We start from the raw sequence: 23,513 nt of genomic DNA on the forward strand, positions 1-23,513 counted from the left end.
CGATTGCGATAATATAAAGGCATTAGAAAATTTGCCCCTCCCTGTGCTACAATAAAGCGATTACAGGGAGGGGTATTTTGTTATGAAAATCAGTCATTTATTGGAAGAGAAACCCGTTACGCTTTCGCTCGAAGTATTTCCGCCGAAGACCTCGGAGAAGTACGAGGCGACCGCAGAGAATGCCAAAAAGATTGCGGCGCTGCATCCGGACTTTATGTCGGTGACCTACGGCGCGGGCGGCGGCACGGGTGACTTTACGGCGGAGATTGCGGCGGAGATCCAGAACGGTTACGGTGTTCCGACGCTCGCACATCTGACCTGTGTCTCCTCCTCGCGGGAGCATGTGACAAAAATGCTTTCCCTGTACAAGGAGAAGGGCATTGAGAATATTCTGGCGCTCCGCGGCGATCTGCCGCAGGACGGCACGCGCTCGGAGGACTACCGCTATGCGGTCGAGCTGATTCGCGACATCAAGGAGAGAGAGGGCGATACCTTCTGCCTCGGCGGGGCCTGCTATCCGGAGGGACACGTGGAGTGTGCGCACAAGGAAGATGACCTCGGCTATCTCAAGGAGAAGGTCGACGCGGGACTTGACTTCCTGACAACCCAGCTTTTCTTTGACAACAATATTTTTTATAATTTTCTCTACCGCGCAAGAGAAAAGGGAATCTCTGTTCCGATCATCGCGGGCATTATGCCGATTACCAGGGCAGAGCAGTTAAAGCGCTCGGTTGCGATGTCCGGCACGGAAGTGCCGCAGCGCTTCCGCGCGATTGTGGACCGTTTCGGCGAGCGAAAGGGCGCGATGGAGCAGGCTGGCGTCATCTATGCGGCGGAACAGATTGTCGACCTGATTGCAAACGGCGTCGGGCATATCCACGTCTACACGATGAATCGCCCGAAAATCGCGAAGGCAATCTTAGAGCAGCTCTCGGAGATTCTGGACTGATGGACGCACGCGAGTTAGAGCTCGACTACAGCGAGGTATATCGCTACCTGGGCTACCGGAAGGGCGTTCCGGAGGGCGAAGTGAGACATGTGGTCGAACAGTGTGTGGAAGATCTGGTCAGTCAGGCAGAGCTCAAGTCGGTCGCGCGGCGTTTTCCGCTCAAGTTTCTCGGCGACAACCGCTTTCTGATCGGTGACATGGAGCTCGAGAGCCGGGCGCTCTCCAGGAACATGCGTGGCTGCGATGAGGCGTATCTCATGGCGGCGACCATAGGGTTTGCGATGGACCGGCTTGCCGCGCGCGCCGCGGCAATCGGGCGCATGAGCCGGGCGGTCATTTACCAGGCGGCCGGCGCGATGCTGATTGAGAGTTACTGCGACACCTTGAACCGGCAGCTGAAAGAAGAGGCGGCGGCCGAGGGCAAGTTCCTCCGCCCGCGCTTCTCGCCGGGCTACGGCGATTTGCCGCTTGCGATTCAGCCGGAGCTGTTCCGCGTGCTGGAGATTCAGAAGCACACCGGCATTACGCTGACCGAGAGCCTTTTGATGATGCCGACCAAGTCGGTCACGGCATTGATCGGCGTCTCGCCCGAGGATTCGCACTGTGTCCTGCAGGGCTGTGAGAGCTGTAGTAAGACCAATTGTAGTTTTCGGAGATAAGAGAGATGGAGAAGAGAAGTTTACGCGCCTGTCTTGGAAAAGAGTGGCTTTACTGCGACGGCGGCACAGGATCGCTGTTACAGGAGAAGGGCTTAAAGGGCGGCGAGCTGCCGGAGCGGTGGAACCTCGAGCGCCCGGAAGATGTGATTGAAATCGCGGAATCCTATTTCCGCGCGGGCGCCGACATTGTCAACACGAATACCTTCGGCGCGAATCGCCTGCACTATGCGGACAAGGCAGAGCTTGAGCAGATTGTCCGCGCGGGTGTGCGCCATGTCAAGGAGGGACTTGCGCTAAGCGGCCGCACCGACGGCTTTGTTGCGCTGGACTTAGGCCCGACCGGACGCCTCTTAAAGCCGATGGGCGATCTCGAATTCGAAACCTGCGTCGAAATTTTTGCCGAGGTGGTGCGCTGGGGCAAGGAAGAGGGCGCAGACCTCGTGCTGATCGAGACCATGTCCGACGCGATGGAGGCAAAGGCAGCCGTGCTCGCGGCCAAAGAGAATTCGGATTTGCCGGTTTTTGTCACCGTTGTCTTCGACGAAAAGGGTAAAACGCTGACCGGCGGCACGGTCGAGAGCGTCACGGCGATGCTCGAGGGACTCCGCATCGATGCGCTCGGTGTGAACTGCGGCCTCGGCCCGGTGCAGCTTTATCCGATTGTGAAGAAGCTCACGGAAGTCTGCTCGATTCCGATTGTCGTGAATCCGAACGCAGGGTTGCCGCACGCGAAGGACGGTAAGACCTATTACGACCTCTCGGCGGAGGAGTTCTCGGACGAGATGAAAAAGATTGCGGAACTCGGCGTGCAGGTGCTCGGCGGCTGCTGCGGCACGACGCCGGAACACATCCGTCTGGAAATTCAGAAGACCGGAGACCTTCCGTTTTGTGAGCCGGTGAAGAAGCACCGCGCGGTGGTCTCCTCGTTCTCGCAGACGGTGGAGCTCGGCAATCGCCCGATTATCATCGGCGAGCGCATCAACCCGACCGGCAAGAAGCGCTTTAAAGAGGCGCTCCGGAACGGTGATATTGAGTACATCTTGGAGCAGGGCATTGAGCAGGAAGATGCGGGCGCCGATATGCTGGATGTGAATGTCGGCCTGCCGGAACTCAACGAGCCGGACATGATGGAGACTGTGATGACCAGACTCCAGGGTGTCACGGCGTTGCCGCTCCAGCTCGACACGACCAACTTGGAGGCGCTGGAGCGCGGCCTTCGCCTTTACCACGGCAAGGCCATGATTAACTCCGTCAACGGCAAGGAAGAGAGCCTTGAGACCGTGCTCCCGCTCGTCGCCAAGTACGGCGGCGTGGTCGTAGGTCTCGCGCTCGACGAGGGCGGCATTCCCGAGGACGCCGAGGGGCGTATCCGCGTCGCGAAGAAGATTTATGCGCGCGCGGCGGAGTACGGCATTCCGCCGGAGGACATCATCATCGACGGCCTCGCGATGACCATTTCGACCGACGATAACTCGGCGAATGTGACGCTCGAAGTGCTGCGCCGTGTCCGCGACGAATTGCACGGGCACTCGATTCTCGGCGTCAGCAATATTTCCTTCGGACTGCCGCAGCGCGAGTTAATCAACAGCTTTTTCTTTGCGCTCGCGATGAAGAGCGGCCTCTCCTGTGCGATCATCAACCCGAACAATGAGGCGATGATGGCGGCTTACCGCTCCTACCTCGCGCTTTCGGGATTTGACCGGCAGTGCCAGGGCTATATCGCGGAATATGCGGGCAAGGCCAATGTGTTTGCGGGCAAGGGCAAGGTTGTCGTCGCCGCGGCAGAGGGCGGCGAGAAGGCGAAAATCGGCAGTGCGGAACTTCCGGAGGGGATGCAGGGTTCTCCGCTCATCGACGCGATTCGCTTCGGCCTCGGCGAGAAAGCGACCGAGGAGACCAAGCGCCGCATCGAGGCGGGCGAAGCGCCGCTTGACATTGTGAACCGGGAGCTGATTCCGGCGCTCGATGTGGTCGGCAAGGGCTTTGAAAAGGGCACGCTCTTCCTGCCGCAGCTTCTCATGTCGGCAGAGGCAGCCAAGGCAGCCTTCGAGGTCATCAAGAGCGCGATGAGTGGTACCGCGCGAAAGGAGCGCGGCAGTGTGATTCTCGCGACCGTGAAGGGCGATATTCACGACATCGGAAAGAACATCGTGAAGGTGCTCATGGAGAACTACGGCTACAAGGTCTACGATCTCGGCCGCGATGTTCCGGCGGAAACCATAGTCGAGACCGCAGTCGCGCACGATGTGAAGCTGATCGGCTTGAGCGCGCTGATGACGACAACCGTCGTCAACATGGAAGATGCGATCAAGCTGATTCGCGAGAAGAAACCGGACGCAAAGGTCGTGGTCGGCGGCGCCGTCATGACCAAGGAGTACGCGGACGATATCGGCGCGGACTGCTACGCGAAGGAAGCCATGGATACCGTGCGCTACGCGGACACGCTGTTCCCGGAGGCATAACGAAAGAGCGAGACAGCAAGGGCTGTCTCGCTTTTGTGTCCGGACGGGAAGCGGCAAATGACGGATTGCGCACCGTGCATTTGTCAAGAAACAGAGAGGAGAGAAGCTATGTCTTTATTGCAGCCGAAGGGAGAGATACTCGCATTCAATCATAAGAGAGCCTGCGGTCTCTGGCTGATTGCGGTGTCACTGGTGATTTTTGCGGCCGCGCTGATCGGCGGAAAGCAAATCATCAATATGACGGTGTTCAGCCTGGGCTATATCGCAGCGTTTCTTTCGATCAATGCCAATCAAAGTCTGCAGAGGCGTCTCTCTGACGGACCCTCGAGTCCGTTTCAAAGGAAAGCGGGATTTTACGCAGTCATTTCGCTGTTTGTGCTGATGTCTCTGTTCGGCGGACCGTATTTCGCAAGCGAAAACTGGAGACGCATCTGGCTCGGCGCCTTACTCGCCACCGCGCTTCATTTCCTGCTTTTTTATTATGTGCACGGGAAATCGATGATTGTTCTGAGTCTCGTCTCTGCGGTGAATGTTGCGCTCGGCTATGTCTTTCCGGAACTGCCGCTGATTTATACCGCCTATGCGGATGCGGCAATTAAGCTTGGCTTCGGCGTGTATCTCCTTTGTTTTTCGAAGCCGTCGAAGCAAACGTAAAGGGAAGGAATCAAAAGCGTCGGAAAAAAGTGCGAATTTATTTCGTTCCGAAGATGCGGTCGCCCGCGTCGCCGAGGCCCGGGAGAATGTAGGCGTGCTCGTTCAGCTGTCTGTCCAGGTGGCCCACATAGATCTGGATGTCGGGGTGCTCTTTCCGAAGGCGCTCCAGTCCCTCCGGCGCTGCGATGATGCACATGAACTTGATCTTTCTGCCGCCGTGCTGCTTAATCATGCGGATGGCATCACAGGCGGAACCGCCGGTCGCGAGCATGGGGTCGGTGACCACAATGGTGCGCTCTTCAATCGGCGTCGGGAGCTTACAGTAGTACTCGACCGGCTCGTGCGTGTTCGGATCGCGGTACAGGCCGATGTGCCCCACCTTCGCGGTCGGAACCAGCGCCTGAATGCCGTTCACCATGCCGAGACCCGCGCGGAGAATCGGCACAACGGCCATCTTTCTGCCGGCAATGACCGGAGAGAGTGTGTGCTCCAGCGGCGTCTCCACCTCAATGTCCTCGGTCTCTAAATCGGCGAGCGCCTCATACCCCATCAGCATGCCGATTTCCTCGACGAGGCTGCGGAACTCGTTCGTGCCTGTTGTCTTATCGCGCAGTCGCGTGATTTTATGCTGCACCAGCGGGTGCTTGTTGATAAATACTTCGCCCATGTAAGACCTCCTGTCATGGCTCTCCAAATTGTTCCGAAACAGGAACACTTCCAGTCATTTTAGCACGGCATACAAGCGGTGACAATGAGAGTTCCCCTGTGCTATACTGAAAAGCAACGAACGGAGGTTTTTATGCTGCGCGAAGACAAGATACGTCTGATGCACAAGATTGCACAATACGAAAAGAGCGCGGAAGAGTACGAGCGCCCCGCGAAAGAGTACTTTCGCGGCGATTATCTCAGCATGCATCTTTTGCAGTCATTTTTCAGCTATACGCTGAGCTATCTTCTGATTCTGGGTGTCTTTTTGCTTTATTTTCTGGAGCGCATTCTGAACGCGGTCAATGTCTCGATTGTGTTGCGCTTTGTGCTCCGCTGTGTTGTGATTTATGCCGTGGGTCTTCTGCTTTTTGAGCTCGTGACCTATTTTGTGTTCCGGCGGCGGTATGAGGAGTCGGCGGCGCGGCGCGAAGAGCATCTGCGCTGTTTAAAGCGCCTGAAAAAACGCTATGACACCGAGGAGAGAATCAAGGAACTCGAGAAGGAGGAGAGCGCGAATGCTTAATCTGATTCTGTTTCGCGAAAAGCTTCGCGCGTTTTACGCGCGACACGGGAATGTCATCATCCCGGTACTGCATTTTGCCGTGGCGCTGCTCGCACTCGTTCTGCTGAACAACGGCATGGGGTATGAGAGACGGCTCCGCGCGCCGATTGTAGTGATATTGCTCTCGCTGGTTTCCGCCTTTCTCCCCTGGGGCGGCATTTGCGTGCTGCTCGGCATCTGTGTGTTGCTCAATATTTTTGCGGTTTCCGCGGAGTTTGCGCTGATTACGCTCGCCTTTCTGCTGGTCGTCGCGTTGCTCTACTACGGATTCTCGCCGCGGGACAGCATCATCCTCATTCTGACGCCGGTGCTGTTTGAATTAAAAATCCCCTATGTGCTGCCCATTCTGGTGGGACTCGGGGGCTCGGCGTTTTCGCTGATTCCGCTCTCCGGCGGTATCGTCCTCTCATACATTTTGAATTATGTGCACAACAATGCGGCGCCGCTCACCAACGGCGAGTCGGTGGATGTCGCGCAGAAGTACCTGCAGATGCTGAACGGGGTGCTGCTTGATAAGACCATGTTGCTCTACCTGCTCGCGTTCTCGCTGTCGCTGCTGGTCGTCTGGTGTGTGCACCGCCTGTCGGTGAACAATGCCTGGGATCTCGGGATTCTGGCGGGCATTCTCACGATGCTCTTTGTGTTTTTCCTCGGCAACTTCTGGTACAGCGTCGGTGTCAAGATTATTCCGTTGCTCGCAGGGCTGCTGCTTTCCGGCGTGCTCGCGGAAATGTACCGCTTTCTGGTGTTCCATGTCGACTATTCCCGGACGGAATATTCGCAGTTTGAGGATGACGACTACTATTACTATGTAAAGGCAGTGCCGAAGATTACGGTCACGGCGCCGGAACCCAAGACACAGACCATCAATACGCCCAAGCGACCGCGGAAGAGTGCGGACGAGGGCGAGACAAAGAGGTAAGCCATGCAGCTCTTCTTTCATAATTTGGGAGCCGGAATGGAGTTTATTCCGCGGCTCACGCTCACCGGTATCATCGAGATTCTGATTATTTCCTGGATGACCTATGCCTTTCTGACCTGGGTCATGGACACCAAGGCGTGGATTCTGTTGCGCGGTCTGTTGCTGATTGTTGCCTTTGTGGGCTTCTGCACCCTGTTCCACCTGAACACGATACTCTGGCTCATGGGGCAGGTCGCAACCATTGCGGTGACGGCGCTGATTATCATTTTTCAGCCGGAGCTCCGCTCGGCGCTCGAACAACTGGGCAACCGGAACTTCCTGGTATTCTTAAACGGTCTGCTCGGCGACACGAAACAGGAGAGCCTGTTCAGCGCGCACACGGTCAATGAGCTGGTCAAGGCTTCGTTTGAGATGGGCAAGGTGAAGACCGGCGCGCTGATGGTCATTGAGCAGAAGATTTCGCTGAATGATATTGTCCGCACCGGCATCGACATCGATGGCATTGTCTCGAACCAGTTGCTCATCAATATCTTTGAGCACAATACGCCGTTGCACGACGGCGCTGTCGTGATTCGCGGCAATACGATTGTCTCGGCGACCTGCTACCTGCCGCTCTCCGAGAGCATGCGGATTTCGAAAGATCTCGGCACCAGACACCGCGCGGCCATCGGCGTCAGCGAAGCGACCGATGCCGTGACAATTGTGGTTTCCGAGGAGACCGGGCGTGTCAGCGTCGCTAGGAGCGGACAGCTTCGCGTCATGCAGACGCCGGAAGAACTGCGCGCGCTGCTCTTGTCGCTCAGCGACGCAGAAGTGCCGACAAAGCATTTTACGTTTAACGGCTGGGATTTCCTGAAGGGAAAAGAGAAGCATGAAAGAGAAAATACTCAGTAATTGGCGCTTTAAGCTGATTTCTTTGCTGGTGGGCTATGTGGTCTGGATGTTGCTGGTCAACATCTCGAATCCCGAGGTGATACGCACCAAGACAGTGCCGCTCGATGTGCAAAACGGCAGCGTGCTGACCCGCGCCGGCAAGACCTACAGCCTGCAGAATGCGGAGACCGTCACAATCAGCTATCAGGTTCGGACGCGGGACGCCTATAAAATTCGGACAGAAGATTTTCATGCGAGCGTGGATCTCGAAAACCTCTACGATATCACGGGTGCAGTGCCGGTCACGGTCGAAGTGGTGGGTAACCGTGATCTGATCAGCGGTACGCCGACGGCGCGCCCGGGCGTGGTGCGCGTTGCGACAGAGAATGTGCAGAACAAGACGTTTTCGCTCGACACGCACGAAGACGGCGAGCCGCGCGAGGGCTACGAAGTCGGGTCGATTACCCTGAGCGCCGATGCGGTCAAGGTCAGCGGCCCCGAGTCCGAAGTGGGACGCATCTCTTCGGTCGGCATCAGCATTCCGACTTCGGATGCGACCGAGAGCTTCTCGGGCAAGGCTTCCGTGATGTATTACGATGCGAACGGCAATGCGATTTCCTTGAGCGACGAGCGGCTGACCGTCGAGCCGAAGGAAGTGAATTACGAAGTCGAAATGCTGCGAGGCAAGAGCCTGACGCTCCGCTTCCAGACCTCCGGCGAGCCGGCGGCCGGCTTCAATCTGACGGGCATCGAGAGCACGGTGCGCGCGATTCCGGTGACTTCTTCCGACAGCGCACTGCTCAACAAGACGACCGAACTCAGTATCCCGGCCTCTGCGCTGAACATTGAGGGCGCAAAAGAGGATAAGACGTTCCAGCTGGATCTCTCAAGTTATCTGCCGAGCGGCATCACGGCGACCGGCAACACCAATATCAGCGTGACGGTCAAAATCACAGCGACGACGGAGCGGAACTTCCCGCTCAGCGCAAACAACGGTATTGCGCTCCGGGGCGCGAAGGCACAGTATCGCTACACGCTGACACCGGAGACGGTCGCTGTTGCCGTGCGTGGTCTCTCGACGGATTTGCAGAACATGAACGCGGCATCCCTCGGCGCGTATCTCGAAGTCGGAAGTCTCGGCGAGGGTGCGCATCTGGTACCGCTCCATTTGACGTTGCCGAAGGGCATCACGGCGACGGCCGTGCCGGAAGTTACGGTGACGGTGAGTCTGCCGGAAGCGGAGACCAAGCAGAGCAGCGAGAGCAGCAGCGAGAGTGAGACGGTGGGAACGACAGCCGAGAGCGGCAGCGCAGAATCGCGGAGCACGGAGCGACAGAGCGGCGAGAGCGGCAGTACGGCGGCGACGACTGCGGCAGCAACCGAGCGAAGCACCGGTGAGAGCAGCAGTAACAGCACGGAGGAAGCAAACCCGTGATCGTATACTTTATCTGCTATCTTGCGGCAGTGCTCTTTGCGAGAACACAATATTATTTGCTCTCCGGAACAGCGCTGCTCTTTGCAGCGCTTGTTCTCTTTTTGCGGGAAAAGCGGCGAAACGGCGGGAGAGTCAATCTCCTCGCGCTTCTCTCGCTGTTCTTTGTCGGCGGCGAGGGCATTTCCTGTCTGAAACTTTCGCGCCTGCAGGGTCCCTGGGAGCTGCAGACATTTGCGGCCTTTTTCCTGGCCTATGGCGCATTTCGCCTGGCCTTCCTCTTCGGCGGCGGCAGAGAGCGGAGCGGACAGAGAGTGCGGGAGGGGCGCCTCACCGAGATTCACGCGGGACGGCTCTTTGTCGCCGTCACCGGTCTCACGGCGCTCACGGCCGCAGCTTTTCTGGCGGAAGTGCACATCCTCGGCTTTGTGCCCTTTCTGGTCCGGCACATGCCGCATGCCTACTCCTACTTTCATGTGAGCGGTTTGCACTATCTCACGGTCTCCTGCGTACTGGTGCCTTCGCTCGCACTTCTGTATGTCAATGTCGTGCACCACAGAAGCACAGTTACAAATCTCAGCCTTCTGGTTGCGGTCGCGGTATCCTTGCTGATTCCGGTGCTCTGTGTGTCCCGCTTTCAGCTGCTCCTCGCAGTGCTGATGGCGGCCTTTACCTGGCTTAACTTCCGGCGGAAGCCTATACCGGCGCCGCTTGCCGGACTCGGACTTGTCTGTCTGCTCGGGGTTTACGGCATTCTCAGCATGGCGCGGGGGCACAGCGTCTCTTACTTAAACGGCATTTTCGAGATGAAGCGGAATTTTCCGATTTTTGTGAGTCAGCCTTATATTTACATTGCGAATAACTACGACAATGTGAACTGTCTGATTCGTGAGCTTCCGTCGCACAGCTACGGGCTCAAAATGCTCTTCCCGTTCTTTGCGCTGACCGGACTCAAGTTTCTGCGGCCGGAGCTCGTGAATTTTCCGATTTATGTGACCAAGACCGAGCTCACGACCGTCACCCTGATTTATGACGCCTGGTATGATTTCGGCATCCTCGGCGTGGTTCTCTTTATGGCACTGCTCGGCTTCATTGCCGCGCGCTTTGAGAGAAGATTGCGCTCGGTGCACAGCCCGGTCTTCTGTATGCTCTATGCGCAGTTTGCCATTTATCTCATGTTATCGTTTTTCACGACCTGGTTCTCGAATCCCGCGACCTGGGTATACTTCGGGGAGACAGCGTTCGTGCTTTGGTTTGTCGGAGGAAAACAACAATGGAAATGATTTCAAAGTCGATGCAGGCGTTGCTCTCGCAAAATTCCGTGATTCGGGCGATGTTTGAGGAGGGAGAGCGCCTTAGGGGAGAGTACGGCAGCGATAAGGTCTATGACTTCAGCCTCGGCAATCCGAATGTGCCGGCTCCGGCGGAAGTGGAGCGGGCCGTTCGCGAGGTGCTTGCGGAAGAGCCGAGCGTCTCTGTCCACGGCTATATGAACAATGCAGGCTTTGCGGATCTCCGCGCGGCGATTGCGGACTCTCTTAAGGAGCGCTTTGGTTTCACCTACCGTGCCGATCAGTTGATCATGACGACCGGCGCGGCGGCGGCGCTCAATATTCTCCTTAAGACGGTGCTGAACCCGGGCGATGAAGTTCTGACCTTTGCGCCTTACTTTTCGGAGTACAAAAACTATGTGCAGAATTACGGCGGGGTGCTCCGCCCTGTCGCGACCGATTCCGCGACATTTTTGCCGGATCTCGATGCGCTCCGCGCAGCCGTCGGCAAAAAGACGCGCGCGCTCATTCTGAATACGCCGAACAATCCGAGCGGTGTCGTCTATTCGGAAGAAGTGATCCGCGGCATTCAGACGGTACTTGCGGAAAAGGAGCGGGAGTTCGGAAGCTGTATTCTCGTCATTTCGGATGAGCCCTACCGCGAGCTCGTCTACGACGGCGCAATGGTCCCGTGGATTCCGGCGCTGATGCCGCATGCGGCGGTGGTTTATTCTTATTCCAAGACCCTGTCACTCCCGGGCGAGCGCATCGGCTGGCTGCTCCTGCCGGACAGCATTCCGGAGGCGCGCGAGCTGTATGCCGCGGCGGTCATTGCAAATCGCATTTCCGGCTTTGTCAATGCGCCCTCGCTGATGCAGCGCGTGCTGAAACGGACGCTCGGCTGCCGCGCGGACTTCTCGGTCTACGAGCATAACCGCGCCTTGCTTCTTCAGGAACTCCCGGAGATGGGCTATCGGCTGGTAAAGCCGGAGGGCGCTTTTTACCTTTTGATTCAGGCGCCGGAGGGCGATGACGCCGCATTTGCCGCGACATTAAAAGAGGAGCGCATCCTCACCGTGCCCTGCAAGAGCTTTGCCTGCCCGGGCTATGTCCGTCTCGCGTATTGTGTCGCGGAGACGACGGTTCGGAATGCGCTCCCCGGTTTCCGGAGAATTGCGGAACATTATAAAGCGAAAGGCTTACTGTAAGGCACTCACTTTGCGCTGTCTTCCGGCGTGTCGCCCGATGCAGCGGTCGCGGCAGTGCTCTTAGCGGCTTCGGCGTCGCGCTTTGCGAGGCGCTCCGCCTCACGCGCGGCTGCCGCCGCCTGTCGCGCTGCCTCTGTCTTGTCGCGGTGCTTTTTCCGGAAGTGAAGAAGCACGAGAATCAGAATGAGCACCGGAATCCAGATCGGCGAGAGACCGAGAAGCAGCACGAGAAGTGTGGTGCAGACAGAAAAGCCGAAATAGAGGCTGTTCCGAAAGCCGGTTTTGACGCGCGACAGAAAGCTGTCGGTCTCGGCGACGCGGTATTCGCGCACTTCGCTGAGCGAGAGATTCACGGTCGCATAGCTGACGGCGTTGTCGTAGTGCCGGAGCTGGGACTCGTAGGAATCAAGCTCGGAATCGATTTCGCCGATTCGCTGCTGAATCGAGAGAATCGCGTCTGTCGAGGCCGCCTGCGAGAGCAGTTCGTAGAGACGGTCCCGCTCGGCGCTCAGCGCTTTTTTCCGGCTCTCGACATCGGTATAGTCGAGGGTCACATCCTGAACAGAGCTGTTCTCCGAGAGCACATTGGCATTCTGCTTGAGGCGATCCACATAAGCTGCGAGCGCTTCTTCGGGAATGCGGGCCGTGAAATAGGCAGAGCGCGTTTTTTCGAGGGCATCGTAGGAGGAGCCTGTCATCGAAGAGGTCTCGAAATAACCGCCCGCGTCGGCGGTTGCCGCTTTCAGCTCCCTGAGAAAGCTGTCGAGGTCCCGGGTCTCGAGATCCAGACTCTCGGTCGTAATCAGTTTCTGCCCTTCTTTGGCTGTCTGTGTGAGGGAGTTGACAGATAGGCCGTCGACGGAACTGTCTGCGACTTTGGCGACGGCGCCGGTCTCCTCGGCCGCGTAATTTGTGTCATATGATTTCTGTTCGGCGGCCGCTTTCGAATCGGTATGTTGCTGACTGCCACAGGCTGTCAGCGTGAGCGAGAGCAGAAGAGTGGGAACTAACAGTAGATGTCGTTTCATCGGGTGTCCTTTCTGCCGCAACGGCAAGCAGTTTACGGTCATTTGTCTGTATTGTACTAAAAGTAGAACAAGAATGCCACTTGAGAGGAAGTGTTCACATGAAATTCACAAAGATGCAGGGGCTTGGCAACGACTATGTCTATATCGATTGTTTTTCGGAGCAGGTTGCGAAGCCCGAAGAACTTGCAATCCGCATTGCCGACCGCCACTTCGGGGTGGGCGGTGACGGCCTCATTTTAATCTGCCCGTCGGAGATTGCGCCCGTTCGCATGCGCATGTTCAATGCGGACGGCTCCGAGGGAAAAATGTGCGGTAACGGCGCGCGCTGTGTGGCGCGCTATACCTACGACCACGGCCTTGTCACAAGCAGAAGCTTTGACATCGAGACCGGGGCCGGTATCCGTCATGCGGAAGTCGGCGAATCGCTGGTGACCATCGACATGGGAGAAGCGGTGCTGGACGGCGAACTCGAAGAAGCCATTACAGTGGACGGCAAGGCGACCCATATGACGCCGGTCAATGTGGGCAATCCGCACGCCGTATATCTGGTCGACAGCCTTGAAACCCTGCGGGGGCTTGACCTCGAAAAAATCGGCCCGGCCTATGAGCATCATCCGCGCTTTCCGGAGGGCGTGAATTCGGAATTTCTCTATATCGAGAGTCCGACCGAACTCCACATGCGGGTCTATGAGCGCGGCAGCGGAGAGACCCTGGCCTGCGGTACCGGCGCGACTGCGGTCGCCTTTGCGGCGATGCGGCTCGGGCGTGCGGCCGAGAAAGTCACGGTACACCTTCTCGGCGGCGATCTGATGCTCGAGCGACTCTCGGACGGACATTTCCGGATAACGGGGCCCGCGGTGGAAGTCTTTTCCGGAAGCTATTTCTCAGAGTGACAGCAGGCTCCTTTTTTGCTATAGTAGGTCGGAAGAAAATGGTGTGATAGGCGCAGTATAAAGAAAGGAATGCAGATGAAAGCGTATCTCTTACTGGAAGACGGCACTCTGTTTACCGGGAGAAGCATAGGCGCAGTCAAGGAAGTGGTGAGCGAAATCGTATTCAATACTTCGATGACGGGCTACCTCGAAGTGCTGACAGACCCGAGTTATGCGGGACAGGCGGTCGTGATGACATATCCGCTGATCGGTAATTACGGCATATGCCGCGAGGACATGGAGTCGGGTCGTGCATGGCCGGATGCCTTCATTGTCCGCGAACTCGCAGAGCTCGCATCGAATTTCCGGAGCCGCGAGACTCTGCAGCAGTTTTTACTGGAGGAGGATGTGCCCGGCATCGAGGGCATTGATACGCGGGCGCTGACCAAGATACTCCGGGAGCGCGGCACCATGAACGGCTTTTTGACCACGAATCCGGACTTTGACCGTGAAGAGGCTCTGCGGCGGATGAAGGAATATCAGGTACTCGGCGCCGTGGCCCGTGTGAGTTGCAAGGAAAAGTATGTGATTCCGGGCAAGGGCAAGAAGGTCTCGATTATCGACTGCGGCATTAAGCGCAACATGCTCCGTGAGCTCAGCAAGCGCGGATTGGAGCTCACGGTCTGGCCGCAGGATGCGCGCGCGGAGGATATCCTTGCGGAGAAGCCGGACGGCATTTTCCTGACGAACGGCCCCGGCGACCCCGCGGAAAATGTGGGGCTGATTCGGGAAATCAAGAAGCTCTACGACTCGGAAGTTCCGATTTTTGCAATCTGTCTCGGACACCAGCTCATGGCGCTTGCGACCGGCGGCAAGACCTATAAGATGAAGTACGGCCACCGCGGCGGCAACCACCCGGTGCGGGATCTGATTAGCGGCAGAGCCTATATCTCCGCACAGAACCACGGCTACGCGGTCGATGACAAGAGTCTTGACCCGAAGGTCGCGGAGACGCGCTTTGTGAACGTCAACGACGGCACCAACGAAGGTCTTGCTTACTGTGGCAAGAACATTCTGACCGTGCAGTTCCACCCCGAGGCCTGCCCCGGACCGCACGACACTTCGTATCTCTTTGACCACTTTCTCGATATGATGGAGGTACAGCATGCCTAAGAATCCGGAAATCAAAAAAGTACTGGTGATCGGCTCCGGCCCCATCATCATCGGACAGGCGGCGGAGTTCGACTATGCGGGCACTCAGGCCTGCCGTGCGCTCCGTGAAGAGGGCATCGAAGTTGTACTCTTAAATTCGAACCCGGCGACCATCATGACGGACAAGGACATTGCGGACCATGTCTATATTGAGCCGCTGACGGTTGAAGTATTGGAGCGCTTGATTCTGAAGGAAAAGCCGGACTCGGTGCTCCCGACCCTCGGCGGTCAGGCGGGACTGAATCTCGCGATGGAGCTCGAGGAGAGAGGCTTTTTTGCGGAGAACAAGGTCCGCCTGATCGGCACCACGGCATTGACCATCAAGAAGGCAGAGGACAGAGAGCTCTTTAAGGAGACCATGGAGAAGATCGGCGAGCCGGTCGCGGCGTCGAAGGTCGTCGAGAATGTAGAAGACGGCATTGCGTTTGCGGAGGAGATCGGCTATCCGGTCGTGCTGCGCCCGGCATATACACTCGGCGGCAGCGGCGGCGGCATCGCGGAGGATCGCCGCGCTCTTGTCGAGATACTGCAGAACGGTCTCCGCCTCTCCCGCGTGGGACAGGTGCTTGTGGAGCGCTGCATTGCGGGCTGGAAGGAGATTGAGTACGAGGTCATGCGCGACGGCGCGGGCAATGTGATCACAGTCTGCAACATGGAGAACTTAGATCCGGTCGGCGTGCACACGGGCGACTCGATTGTGGTTGCGCCTTCCCAGACCCTCGGCGACAAGGAGTATCAGATGCTCCGCAGCTCCGCGCTCAACATCATCACCGAGCTCGGCATCACCGGCGGCTGCAATGTGCAGTACGCGTTGAATCCGAACAGCTTTGAGTACTGTGTCATTGAGGTGAACCCGCGCGTCAGCCGTTCCTCGGCGCTCGCTTCGAAGGCGACCGGATACCCGATTGCAAAGGTCGCGGCGAAGATTGCGCTCGGCTACACCCTGGATGAAATCAAGAACGCGGTGACCAAGAAGACCTACGCTTCCTTTGAGCCCATGCTCGACTACTGCGTGGTCAAGATGCCGCGCCTGCCCTTCGACAAGTTCATCACGGCGAAGCACACGCTCGGCACGCAGATGAAAGCGACCGGTGAGGTCATGGCAATCTGCACGAACTTTGAGGGCGCGCTCATGAAGGCAATACGCTCGCTCGAGCAGCACGTGGACAGCCTGATGAGCTATGACTACGCGTCCCTCGACGACGACGAACTCCAGAGAAAACTGCGCGTGGTCGATGACCGCCGCATCTGGGTCATCGCAGAGGCGCTGCGCCGCGGCTTCTCCTACGACGATATTTTCGCGCTCACGAAGATTGACCGCTGGTTCATCCATAAACTGGACCGCCTGGTTCGCATGGAGGCAGAACTCCGCAGAAGACCGCTGACCGAAGAGCTGCTCCGCGATGCGAAGCGCTTTGAGTTCCCGGATCACGTGATTGCGGCGCTCTGCGGCAAGACCGAGGCCGAGGTCAAGGCAAAGCGCGCGGAATTTAAGATTTACCCGGGCTTTAAGATGGTTGATACCTGTGCTGCGGAGTTTGCGGCGGAGACTCCCTATTACTATAGCGTATACGACGGTGAGAACGAGGCGGAGGAGACGAAGCCGAAGAAGAAGGTGCTGGTTCTCGGCTCCGGCCCGATACGCATCGGCCAGGGCATCGAGTTCGATTTCTGCTCGGTGCACTGCACCTTCACCTTCCGGAAAGAGGGGTATGAGACCATCATTGTCAACAACAACCCGGAGACGGTCTCAACCGACTTTGACATCGCGGACAAGCTCTACTTTGAGCCGCTGACCCCGGAGGATGTCGAAGCCATTGTGAACTTTGAGAAGCCGGACGGCGCGGTCGTGCAGTTCGGCGGACAGACTGCAATCAAGCTGACCGAGGCCCTCATGAAGATGGGCGTTCCGATTCTCGGCACGGCGGCGGAGGATGTCGACGCAGCGGAGGACAGAGAGCGCTTTGATGAAATTCTCCAGGAGACCGGCATTCCGCGCGCGGCGGGCGGCACGGTCTTTACCGCGGAGGAGGCAAAGGAGATTGCCCATCGCCTCGGCTATCCGGTGCTGGTGCGTCCCTCCTATGTTCTCGGCGGCGCGGGCATGCGCATCGCGATTTCGGACCACGACATCGACGAGTACATCGGTGTGATCAACCGCTACGCGCAGGAGCATCCGATTCTGGTCGACAAGTACATTCAGGGCATCGAGGTTGAGGTCGATGCGGTCTGCGACGGCAAGGATATCCTGATTCCGGGCATCATGCAGCACATTGAGCGCACCGGCATTCACTCCGGTGACTCGATTTCGGTTTACCCGGCGCAGTCACTCTCCGAGACCGTGAAGAAGAAGATTGTCGACTACTCCGAGAAGCTCGCGCGTGCACTGCACGTGAAGGGCATGATCAACATTCAGTTTATCGCGAAGGGCGAGGAAGTCTACGTGATTGAAGTGAACCCGCGCTCCTCGCGCACCGTTCCCTATATCTCGAAGGTCACGGGCATTCCGATTATTCCGCTCGCAACCCGCGTGATCTGCGGCCACAGTCTGCGCGAGCTCGGCTACGAGCCGGGACTCCAGAAGGAGGCGGATTACATTGCGGTCAAGATGCCTGTCTTCTCGTTTGAGAAGATTCGCGGCGCCGACATCAGCCTCGGACCCGAGATGAAGTCGACGGGCGAGTGCCTCGGCATCGCGGAGAGCTTTAACGAGGCGCTCTACAAGGCCTTCCAGGGCGCGGGCGTGAAGCTCCCGAAGTACAAGAATATGATTATCACCGTCCGCGATGAAGATAAGGCGGAGATTGCGCCGATCGCAAAGCGCTTCGAGGCGCTCGGCTACCGCATCTTCTCGACCCGCGGCACGGCGAAGGTTCTTCGGGAGGCCGGCATCAAGGTGCTCGAGGTGAGAAAGCTCGAGCAGGAGCATCCGAACATTCTGGATCTCATCCTGGGTCACGAGATGGACCTTGTCATCGATACGCCGCCGGAGGGCGCGGACCGTGAAAAGGACGGCTTTGAGATTCGCAGAAATGCGGTCGAGACCGGCGTCAATGTCTTGACGGCGCTCGACACCGCAGAGGCCCTTGCGACTGCGCTCGAGCAGAAGGCAGAGGAACTCACACTGATTGATATCGCGTCGCTCTGACGCGCATCCTTGCCCCGCCGCTTTGGCGGGGCAAGTTGTCTATGAGGAGAAGCCATGCGCACAGTCATACTATCGGATTTACACGGCGAGGCGGAGACACTCTGCTGTATGCTGGAGGAACTGAATTTCGATCCCGCCACGGAGGAACTCGTGGTGCTCGGGGATGCCCTGGACTACGGAACTTCCCCGGCGGAGACGTATATAGCCCTCCGCAATCTCGCGGAGCAGATGCAGAAGCGCTTTGTATACATTCGCGGCGAGCACGAGCAGATGCTCCTCGACGCCCTGCTCCTCACAAGGGGGCAGATAGCCAACAGCCTGCTCTGGAAGCAAAACGGCGGCAAGGAGACGCTCGAATCCCTGCAGGAGAGAAAGCTCTCCCCGGGAAAGACAGCGCTCTGGCTGAAGGAGAATACGCGAACCTGGTATGAATGCGGGGACTTCATTGCCGTGCACGCGGACATCACCGATGAGGTTATCTGGAATAACGAGCCTGAGACCTTTCTCTGGGGCAACCGCTGCATGGAGGAGAACAACTACGCGGGAAAGCTCACAGTCTTCGGACACCACCGCGTCGAATGCCCGACCTATCTGGACGGCAGCGGCGCGGAGAGCAACTTTCACCCGAGCTACGGCATCTGGTTTCAGTTGCCGCGAACGGGCGTAATTGCGTTGGACACGGGTTGCGGCGAAGAGGACGGATATCTCACGGCGATGATAGTCGAGAACGGCATGATGCGCTTTGAGAGAATGTAAGCGCCGTGGTATACTGAAATTATCTGTGATTTTGAAAGAGGAGAAGAAGAGATGAATTGCTACGATGAGCTCAAAGCCCGCGGGCTGTTGGCACAGGTGACCAATGAGGCGGAGGTGAGCCGCCTGGTAAACGAGGGCAAGGCGACCTTCTATATCGGTTTTGACCCGACGGCGGACAGTCTGCACGTGGGGCACTTTATGGCGCTCTGCCTCATGAAGCGTCTCCAGATGGCGGGCAATAAGCCGATTGCCCTGGTCGGCGGCGGCACAGGTATGATCGGAGATCCCTCCGGCAGAACCGACATGCGCAGCATGATGACCATCGAGCAGATTGACAGCAACTGCGAGAGCTTTAAGCGCCAGATGTCCCGCTTCATCGAGTTCGGCGAGGGCAAGGCGAGAATGGTGAACAATGCCGACTGGCTCCGGAACTTAAACTACATTGAATTTATCCGCGACATCGGCCCCCACTTCTCGGTCAACAACATGCTCCGCGCGGAGTGCTATAAGAATCGCATGGAGAAGGGACTCTCTTTCCTCGAGTTTAACTACATGCTCATGCAGGCTTTTGACTTCTATGAGCTCTTTCAGCGCTATGACTGCAATATGCAGTTCGGCGGCGACGACCAGTGGTCCAACATGCTCGCGGGCACGGAGCTCATTCGCCGCAAGCTCGGCGAGGACGCGCACGCGATGACCATCACCCTCCTCTTAAACTCCGAGGGCAAGAAGATGGGCAAGACCGTGGGCGGCGCGGTCTGGCTGGATCCGAACAAGACCTCTCCCTTTGCGTTCTACCAGTACTGGAGAAATGTCGGCGATCAGGATGTCTTAAAGTGCCTCCGCATGCTGACTTTCCTGCCGCTCGATGAGATTGACGAGATGGATTCCTGGGAGGGCGCTAAGCTGAACGAGGCAAAGGATATTCTCGCTTACGAGCTTACGACGCTTGTGCACGGCGAAGAGGAAGCGAAGAAGGCGCGCGAGGGCGCACAGGCACTCTTTGCGGGCGGCGGTGCCTCCGAAAATGTCCCGACCGTGGAACTCACGGATGAGGACTTTAGCGAGGGCAAGGCGGACATTCTGACCCTGCTCGTGAAGGCGGGGCTTGCGTCCTCCCGCTCCGAGGCAAGACGAAATGTCCAGCAGGGCGGCGTCAGCATGGACGGCGAGAGCGTAAAGGACATCGCGGCGAGCTTTGACGCGGACTTCTTTGTCGGCGAAGGCAAGCTCTTAAAGCGCGGCAAGAAGAATTTCGTGAAGCTCGTGAAGGCATAAGACGAATCAAGACAGCAAAGCGGTTCGGACAGGATAAACGGAGTGCAGTCTTCGAAGTGAAAACAATAAAATCCGAATTCGGGAAAGGGGAGGAAGCACCCGCTTTCAAAACGCCGGAGAGTAGCGTAGAAAGAAGCCGGGACATGAAACCCGTCAACTCATAGAGACGGAAAACAGTCTCGCGGAAGAGGAGGATTCCTATGCAGAAATTTGTATATTATGCGCCGACGGAAATTGTATTCGGCCGCGGCGAAGAGGCGAAAGTGGCGGAACTCGTGAAACATTACGGCGGAAGTCGCGTATTTGTCGTCTACGGCGGCGGCTCTGCGGTCAAGAGCGGTTTACTCGGCCGCGTGGAGGAGATACTCCGTGCGGCGGGGATTGCCTTTTCGGCGAGCGGCGGTGTGGTGCCGAACCCGCTGGTCTCGACCGCGCGTCGCATGGTCGAGGAGGCGAGAGCCTTCCGTGCGGACTTTATTCTGGCAATCGGCGGCGGCTCGGTGATCGACACGGCCAAGGCAGTCGCCGACACCGTAGCTGCGCCGGGGAGCGATGTCTGGGAGTTCTGGACCGGGCGAAAGGTCGAGACAGCGCTGCCGATCGGTGTGATCCTCACGATTTCGGCGGCAGGCTCCGAGACCAGCAATTCCGCGGTGCTCACAAACGACACCCTGCCGCAGCCCACCAAGCGCGGCATCAATACCGACCTGAATCGCCCGAAGTTTGCGATTCTGAACCCGGAACTCACAATGACCTTGCCGAAGTGGCAGATCGGCGCGGGCGCCGCGGATATTTTCATGCACACGGCAGAACGTTACTTTGCGCCGATTCTCGGCAACCACCTGACCGATGAGATTGCGGAGGGCTTGTTCCGGGATGTCATTCACTTCGGGCCGATCGCGGTGCAGAATCCGAAGGACTATGAGGCGATGAGCGAGCTCATGTGGTGCGGTTCCGTGTCCCATGTCGGTCTGACCGGCGTCGGTGCCAAGGGAGATACAGCGCGTGAGGGCGACTGGGCGTGCCACCAGCTCGGCATGGCGCTCTCGGCCATCGGCGACTATACGCACGGCGCAACGCTGACCGCTGTCTTCCCGGCCTGGGCGCGCTATGTAAAGGACGCGAATCCGTCCCGCTTTGTCCGTTTTGCGGAGAAGGTATACGGCATCCAAGAGGGCACGGCGGAAGCACGCATCGAGGCCGGGATTCAGGCGACCGAGCGCTTCTTTCAGTCGCTCGGCATGCCGATTACGCTGACAGAACTGCTCGGTCATACGCCGGAGAAGAAAGAACTCGAAGCTTTTGCGACGGAGTGCAGCTATCAGAAGACCCGCAGCATCGGCGGCTTCCAGGTGCTCGGGTATGAGGATATTTTGAATATTTATAAGAATGCAATCTGAGAACGGTCTTGCGAAGCAACGGAAACAGTGCTAGAATTCTGTGAATTCATTCACTAGGTTCTGAAAGGAGTAGCTAATGAAACCATACGCAGAGATGACGCGGGAAGAGCTTTTGGAATTGAAGAAGGAGTTGAAGGGCAAGTATAAGGACATGCAGGCACTTGCATTAAAACTCGATATGAGCCGCGGTAAGCCCTGCACAGCCCAGCTCGACCTCTCGATGGGAATGATGGCGGTGCTGAACGAGGACACCGAGCTCCGCTCCGAAGACGGCACGGACTGCCGTAACTACGGCGTGCTGACCGGCATCCCGGAGGCGCTCGAGCTCATGGGCGATATGATGGAAGTGCCCTACAACCACATCATCCTCTACGGAAACTCAAGTTTAAATGTCATGTACGACACCATTTCGAGATCCTACACGCACGGCGTCATGGGCTCGACGCCTTGGTGCAAGCTCGACAAGGTGAAGTTCCTCTGCGTCGTGCCGGGCTACGACCGCCACTTTGCAATCACCGAGTACTTCGGCATTGAGAATATTCCGGTGCCGATGCTGCCGACCGGTCCGGACATGGACATCGTTGAAAAGCTGGTCGCGGAAGATGAGGCCATCAAGGGCATCTGGTGCGTGCCGAAGTACTCGAATCCGACCGGCAACTCCTATTCGGACGAGACTGTGCGTCGCATGGCGCGCTTAAAGCCGGCGGCCAAGGATTTCCGTATTTACTGGGACAATGCGTATACGATTCATCATCTCTACGACCACGATCAGGATACGATTATCGAGATTCTCGCGGAGTGTAAGCGCGCGGGCAATCCGGATCTTGTCTACAAGTTTGCTTCGACCTCGAAGGTCAGCTTCCCGGGCTCCGGCATTGCGGCACTCGCCTCGTCTCTGAATAACCTCGAGGACATCAAAAAGCAGCTGAAAGTCCAGACCATCGGTCACGACAAGGTGAACCAGCTGCGTCATGTCCGTTTCTTTGAGGACATCCACGGCATGGTTGAGCACATGAGAAAACACGCTGACATCCTGCGTCCGAAGTTTGAGATGGTCGAGGAGATTCTGGACAGAGAACTCGGCGGTCTCGGCATCGGCAGTTGGACCAAGCCGAAGGGCGGCTACTTCATCTCGTTCGACACCCTCGAGGGCTGTGCGAAGAAAGTCGTGTCCCGCTGCGCGAAGGCCGGTGTGATTATGACGGGCGCCGGTGCGACCTGGCCGGGCGGCAAGGATCCGCACGATTCAAACATCCGCATTGCACCTTCTTTCCCGCCCCTGAACGATTTGCGCATCGCGGCGGAGCTCTTTACGCTCTGCGTGAAGTATGTGAGCGTCGAGAAGCTGCTCGCGGATATGGACGCGGCAGAGGGAAAGTCTACGGAAAAGGCAGAGGAATAAAACGAAAGCAAATCCGTCTTGTCGCAGTGCTGCAGAGCGACGGGACGGGCGTTTGGTCCGAACAAAAAAGAGGCTGTGCAAACGCACAACCTCTTTTTTTTGCGTCTTATCCTGCCGTTTGCGGGCGCTGTCAGTGTCCGCCCTGACAGCGGTGGTGGGCATCTTCGGGGAGAGGCGCCGCAGCAGTGGCGAGCGTCTGTTCCTCTTGCAGTAAGTCCGCGAGCGTGATATGGTCAATGACTTCGTTGACCGCCGATTCAATGCGCGAAAAGACGGAGCGGGACACGCAGCGCTCCGCGAGATCGCAGGCGACGGAATCCTGTCCGAGACAGACCACAGGTGCCATATTGCCCTCGGTCAGACGGAGAATATCGCCGACCGAGTAGTCCTTCGGCGCGCGGGTCAGGAGATAGCCGCCCTGGGCGCCGCGTATGCTCTTTACAAAGCCGGCTTTGCTCAGCACGGCCACAATTTGCTCGAGGTATTTCTCCGAGAGTTCCTGCTTTGCAGCGGCGTCCTTCAGACGTGTGACTTGCTCCGGCTGTCTCGCAAATTCCATCATCAGGCGAAGTGCATAGCGCCCTTTTGTGGATATTTTCATGACAACTCCTTCCAGTTTTTCTTTGCCAGTATTTCCTAGCAATTCACTCGGGATTTAGGATAACAGGAAAAAAGCGCTTTGGCAAGCCAAACCTTGCGAAGTATGCTATACTGAAA

Annotated in this window: 20 protein-coding genes; 17 read left to right on the top strand and 3 right to left on the bottom strand. The window is 57.6% G+C overall.

Annotated features, from left to right (window positions below):
- Positions 1-82: 82 nt before the first annotated feature.
- The 4 genes from metF (at position 83) to ACO4XG_RS03715 (ending at position 4,724) form a co-directional block, all read left to right on the top strand.
- Entirely contained in the window at positions 83-949 is an 867-nt protein-coding gene (gene metF, locus ACO4XG_RS03700) for a methylenetetrahydrofolate reductase [NAD(P)H] (protein WP_308508104.1), read from the top strand.
- Positions 949-1,608 (top strand): vitamin B12 dependent-methionine synthase activation domain-containing protein, encoded by a 660-nt coding sequence (locus ACO4XG_RS03705; protein WP_308508103.1) that lies wholly within the window; start codon positions 949-951, stop codon positions 1,606-1,608. Before metF ends, ACO4XG_RS03705 begins: the two co-directional genes overlap by 1 nt.
- Positions 1,609-1,613: 5 nt before the next feature.
- A complete protein-coding gene (locus ACO4XG_RS03710; RefSeq protein ID WP_308508102.1) occupies positions 1,614-4,070 on the top strand; it encodes a homocysteine S-methyltransferase family protein in 2,457 nt (818 codons plus the stop codon).
- A 108-nt stretch (positions 4,071-4,178) separates the two neighbouring features.
- A complete protein-coding gene (locus ACO4XG_RS03715; protein WP_308508101.1) occupies positions 4,179-4,724 on the top strand; it encodes a DUF6609 family protein in 546 nt (181 codons plus the stop codon).
- Between the two features lie 37 nt (positions 4,725-4,761).
- Here the strand turns inward: ACO4XG_RS03715 and upp are convergent, their stop codons facing one another.
- A complete protein-coding gene (gene upp / locus ACO4XG_RS03720) occupies positions 4,762-5,391 on the bottom strand; it encodes a uracil phosphoribosyltransferase (RefSeq protein WP_308508100.1) in 630 nt (209 codons plus the stop codon).
- Positions 5,392-5,523: 132 nt separating this feature from the next.
- Between upp and ACO4XG_RS03725 the strand changes: the two genes are divergently transcribed.
- Genes ACO4XG_RS03725 through ACO4XG_RS03750 form a run of 6 tightly spaced genes read left to right on the top strand, consistent with a single transcriptional unit; the run spans position 5,524 to position 11,700 of the window.
- Positions 5,524-5,955: a hypothetical protein gene (locus ACO4XG_RS03725; RefSeq protein WP_009532199.1), complete on the top strand. Its 432-nt coding sequence runs from the start codon at positions 5,524-5,526 to the stop codon at positions 5,953-5,955.
- Entirely contained in the window at positions 5,948-6,916 is a 969-nt protein-coding gene (locus ACO4XG_RS03730) for an ABC transporter permease (RefSeq protein WP_308508099.1), read from the top strand. The genes ACO4XG_RS03725 and ACO4XG_RS03730 overlap by 8 nt, the downstream gene beginning before the upstream one ends.
- A 3-nt stretch (positions 6,917-6,919) precedes the next feature.
- Complete coding sequence (gene cdaA / locus ACO4XG_RS03735; RefSeq protein ID WP_308508098.1) at positions 6,920-7,810, top strand: diadenylate cyclase CdaA; 891 nt, start codon at positions 6,920-6,922, stop codon at positions 7,808-7,810.
- On the top strand, positions 7,788-9,224 hold the full coding sequence (locus tag ACO4XG_RS03740; protein ID WP_308508097.1) for a CdaR family protein: 1,437 nt from the start codon (positions 7,788-7,790) through the stop codon (positions 9,222-9,224). Before cdaA ends, ACO4XG_RS03740 begins: the two co-directional genes overlap by 23 nt.
- Complete coding sequence (locus tag ACO4XG_RS03745; RefSeq protein WP_308508096.1) at positions 9,221-10,504, top strand: O-antigen polymerase; 1,284 nt, start codon at positions 9,221-9,223, stop codon at positions 10,502-10,504. The genes ACO4XG_RS03740 and ACO4XG_RS03745 overlap by 4 nt, the downstream gene beginning before the upstream one ends.
- Positions 10,501-11,700 carry a pyridoxal phosphate-dependent aminotransferase gene (locus ACO4XG_RS03750; RefSeq protein ID WP_308508156.1) on the top strand — a complete coding sequence of 400 codons (1,200 nt, stop codon included), beginning with the start codon at positions 10,501-10,503 and terminating at the stop codon, positions 11,698-11,700. The genes ACO4XG_RS03745 and ACO4XG_RS03750 overlap by 4 nt, the downstream gene beginning before the upstream one ends.
- Before the next feature lie 5 nt (positions 11,701-11,705).
- On the opposite strand, the gene ACO4XG_RS03755 is transcribed toward ACO4XG_RS03750, so the two are convergent.
- Positions 11,706-12,728, bottom strand: coding sequence for a DUF4349 domain-containing protein (locus tag ACO4XG_RS03755; RefSeq protein WP_308508095.1), 1,023 nt, complete (start codon positions 12,726-12,728; stop codon positions 11,706-11,708).
- A 98-nt stretch (positions 12,729-12,826) separates the two neighbouring features.
- Here ACO4XG_RS03755 and dapF point away from each other — a divergent pair, with 98 nt between their 5' ends.
- The 7 genes from dapF to ACO4XG_RS03790 all read left to right on the top strand — a co-directional run bounded on the left by dapF (position 12,827) and on the right by ACO4XG_RS03790 (position 22,796).
- The gene (dapF, locus tag ACO4XG_RS03760) at positions 12,827-13,621 is read left to right on the top strand and encodes a diaminopimelate epimerase (protein ID WP_308508094.1); all 795 of its coding nucleotides are present in this window, start codon (positions 12,827-12,829) and stop codon (positions 13,619-13,621) included.
- Positions 13,622-13,696: 75 nt separating this feature from the next.
- A complete protein-coding gene (locus ACO4XG_RS03765; RefSeq protein ID WP_308508093.1) occupies positions 13,697-14,773 on the top strand; it encodes a carbamoyl phosphate synthase small subunit in 1,077 nt (358 codons plus the stop codon).
- Positions 14,766-17,960: a carbamoyl-phosphate synthase large subunit gene (gene carB, locus ACO4XG_RS03770; protein ID WP_308508092.1), complete on the top strand. Its 3,195-nt coding sequence runs from the start codon at positions 14,766-14,768 to the stop codon at positions 17,958-17,960. Before ACO4XG_RS03765 ends, carB begins: the two co-directional genes overlap by 8 nt.
- Positions 17,961-18,014: 54 nt before the next feature.
- Complete coding sequence (locus ACO4XG_RS03775; RefSeq protein WP_308508091.1) at positions 18,015-18,716, top strand: metallophosphoesterase; 702 nt, start codon at positions 18,015-18,017, stop codon at positions 18,714-18,716.
- 51 nt (positions 18,717-18,767) lie between these two features.
- On the top strand, positions 18,768-19,994 hold the full coding sequence (tyrS, locus tag ACO4XG_RS03780) for a tyrosine--tRNA ligase (RefSeq protein WP_308508090.1): 1,227 nt from the start codon (positions 18,768-18,770) through the stop codon (positions 19,992-19,994).
- Between the two features lie 200 nt (positions 19,995-20,194).
- Positions 20,195-21,394, top strand: coding sequence for an iron-containing alcohol dehydrogenase (locus ACO4XG_RS03785; protein ID WP_308508089.1), 1,200 nt, complete (start codon positions 20,195-20,197; stop codon positions 21,392-21,394).
- Positions 21,395-21,470: 76 nt separating this feature from the next.
- The gene (locus tag ACO4XG_RS03790; protein WP_308508088.1) at positions 21,471-22,796 is read left to right on the top strand and encodes an aspartate aminotransferase type Ic; all 1,326 of its coding nucleotides are present in this window, start codon (positions 21,471-21,473) and stop codon (positions 22,794-22,796) included.
- A 130-nt stretch (positions 22,797-22,926) separates the two neighbouring features.
- Here ACO4XG_RS03790 and ACO4XG_RS03795 read toward each other — a convergent pair whose 3' ends face one another.
- On the bottom strand, positions 22,927-23,397 hold the full coding sequence (locus ACO4XG_RS03795; protein ID WP_308508087.1) for an RrF2 family transcriptional regulator: 471 nt from the start codon (positions 23,395-23,397) through the stop codon (positions 22,927-22,929).
- Positions 23,398-23,513: the final 116 nt, after the last annotated feature.

This window comes from Stomatobaculum sp., assembly GCF_057248925.1.

Bases quoted from the DNA above. Each gene is read 5' to 3' on its own strand.
- ACO4XG_RS03730 (WP_308508099.1), top strand. From the start codon at position 5,948: ATGCTTAATCTGATTCTGTTTCGCGAAAAGCTTCGCGCGTTTTACGCG.
- upp (WP_308508100.1), bottom strand. From the start codon at position 5,391: ATGGGCGAAGTATTTATCAACAAGCACCCGCTGGTGCAGCATAAAATC.
- ACO4XG_RS03755 (WP_308508095.1), bottom strand. From the start codon at position 12,728: ATGAAACGACATCTACTGTTAGTTCCCACTCTTCTGCTCTCGCTCACG.
- cdaA (WP_308508098.1), top strand. From the start codon at position 6,920: ATGCAGCTCTTCTTTCATAATTTGGGAGCCGGAATGGAGTTTATTCCG.
- ACO4XG_RS03715 (WP_308508101.1), top strand. From the start codon at position 4,179: ATGTCTTTATTGCAGCCGAAGGGAGAGATACTCGCATTCAATCATAAG.
- ACO4XG_RS03765 (WP_308508093.1), top strand. From the start codon at position 13,697: ATGAAAGCGTATCTCTTACTGGAAGACGGCACTCTGTTTACCGGGAGA.
- metF (WP_308508104.1), top strand. From the start codon at position 83: ATGAAAATCAGTCATTTATTGGAAGAGAAACCCGTTACGCTTTCGCTC.
- ACO4XG_RS03705 (WP_308508103.1), top strand. From the start codon at position 949: ATGGACGCACGCGAGTTAGAGCTCGACTACAGCGAGGTATATCGCTAC.
- ACO4XG_RS03790 (WP_308508088.1), top strand. From the start codon at position 21,471: ATGAAACCATACGCAGAGATGACGCGGGAAGAGCTTTTGGAATTGAAG.
- ACO4XG_RS03785 (WP_308508089.1), top strand. From the start codon at position 20,195: ATGCAGAAATTTGTATATTATGCGCCGACGGAAATTGTATTCGGCCGC.
- tyrS (WP_308508090.1), top strand. From the start codon at position 18,768: ATGAATTGCTACGATGAGCTCAAAGCCCGCGGGCTGTTGGCACAGGTG.
- ACO4XG_RS03740 (WP_308508097.1), top strand. From the start codon at position 7,788: ATGAAAGAGAAAATACTCAGTAATTGGCGCTTTAAGCTGATTTCTTTG.
- carB (WP_308508092.1), top strand. From the start codon at position 14,766: ATGCCTAAGAATCCGGAAATCAAAAAAGTACTGGTGATCGGCTCCGGC.
- ACO4XG_RS03795 (WP_308508087.1), bottom strand. From the start codon at position 23,397: ATGAAAATATCCACAAAAGGGCGCTATGCACTTCGCCTGATGATGGAA.
- ACO4XG_RS03775 (WP_308508091.1), top strand. From the start codon at position 18,015: ATGCGCACAGTCATACTATCGGATTTACACGGCGAGGCGGAGACACTC.
- ACO4XG_RS03725 (WP_009532199.1), top strand. From the start codon at position 5,524: ATGCTGCGCGAAGACAAGATACGTCTGATGCACAAGATTGCACAATAC.
- ACO4XG_RS03710 (WP_308508102.1), top strand. From the start codon at position 1,614: ATGGAGAAGAGAAGTTTACGCGCCTGTCTTGGAAAAGAGTGGCTTTAC.
- ACO4XG_RS03750 (WP_308508156.1), top strand. From the start codon at position 10,501: ATGATTTCAAAGTCGATGCAGGCGTTGCTCTCGCAAAATTCCGTGATT.
- dapF (WP_308508094.1), top strand. From the start codon at position 12,827: ATGAAATTCACAAAGATGCAGGGGCTTGGCAACGACTATGTCTATATC.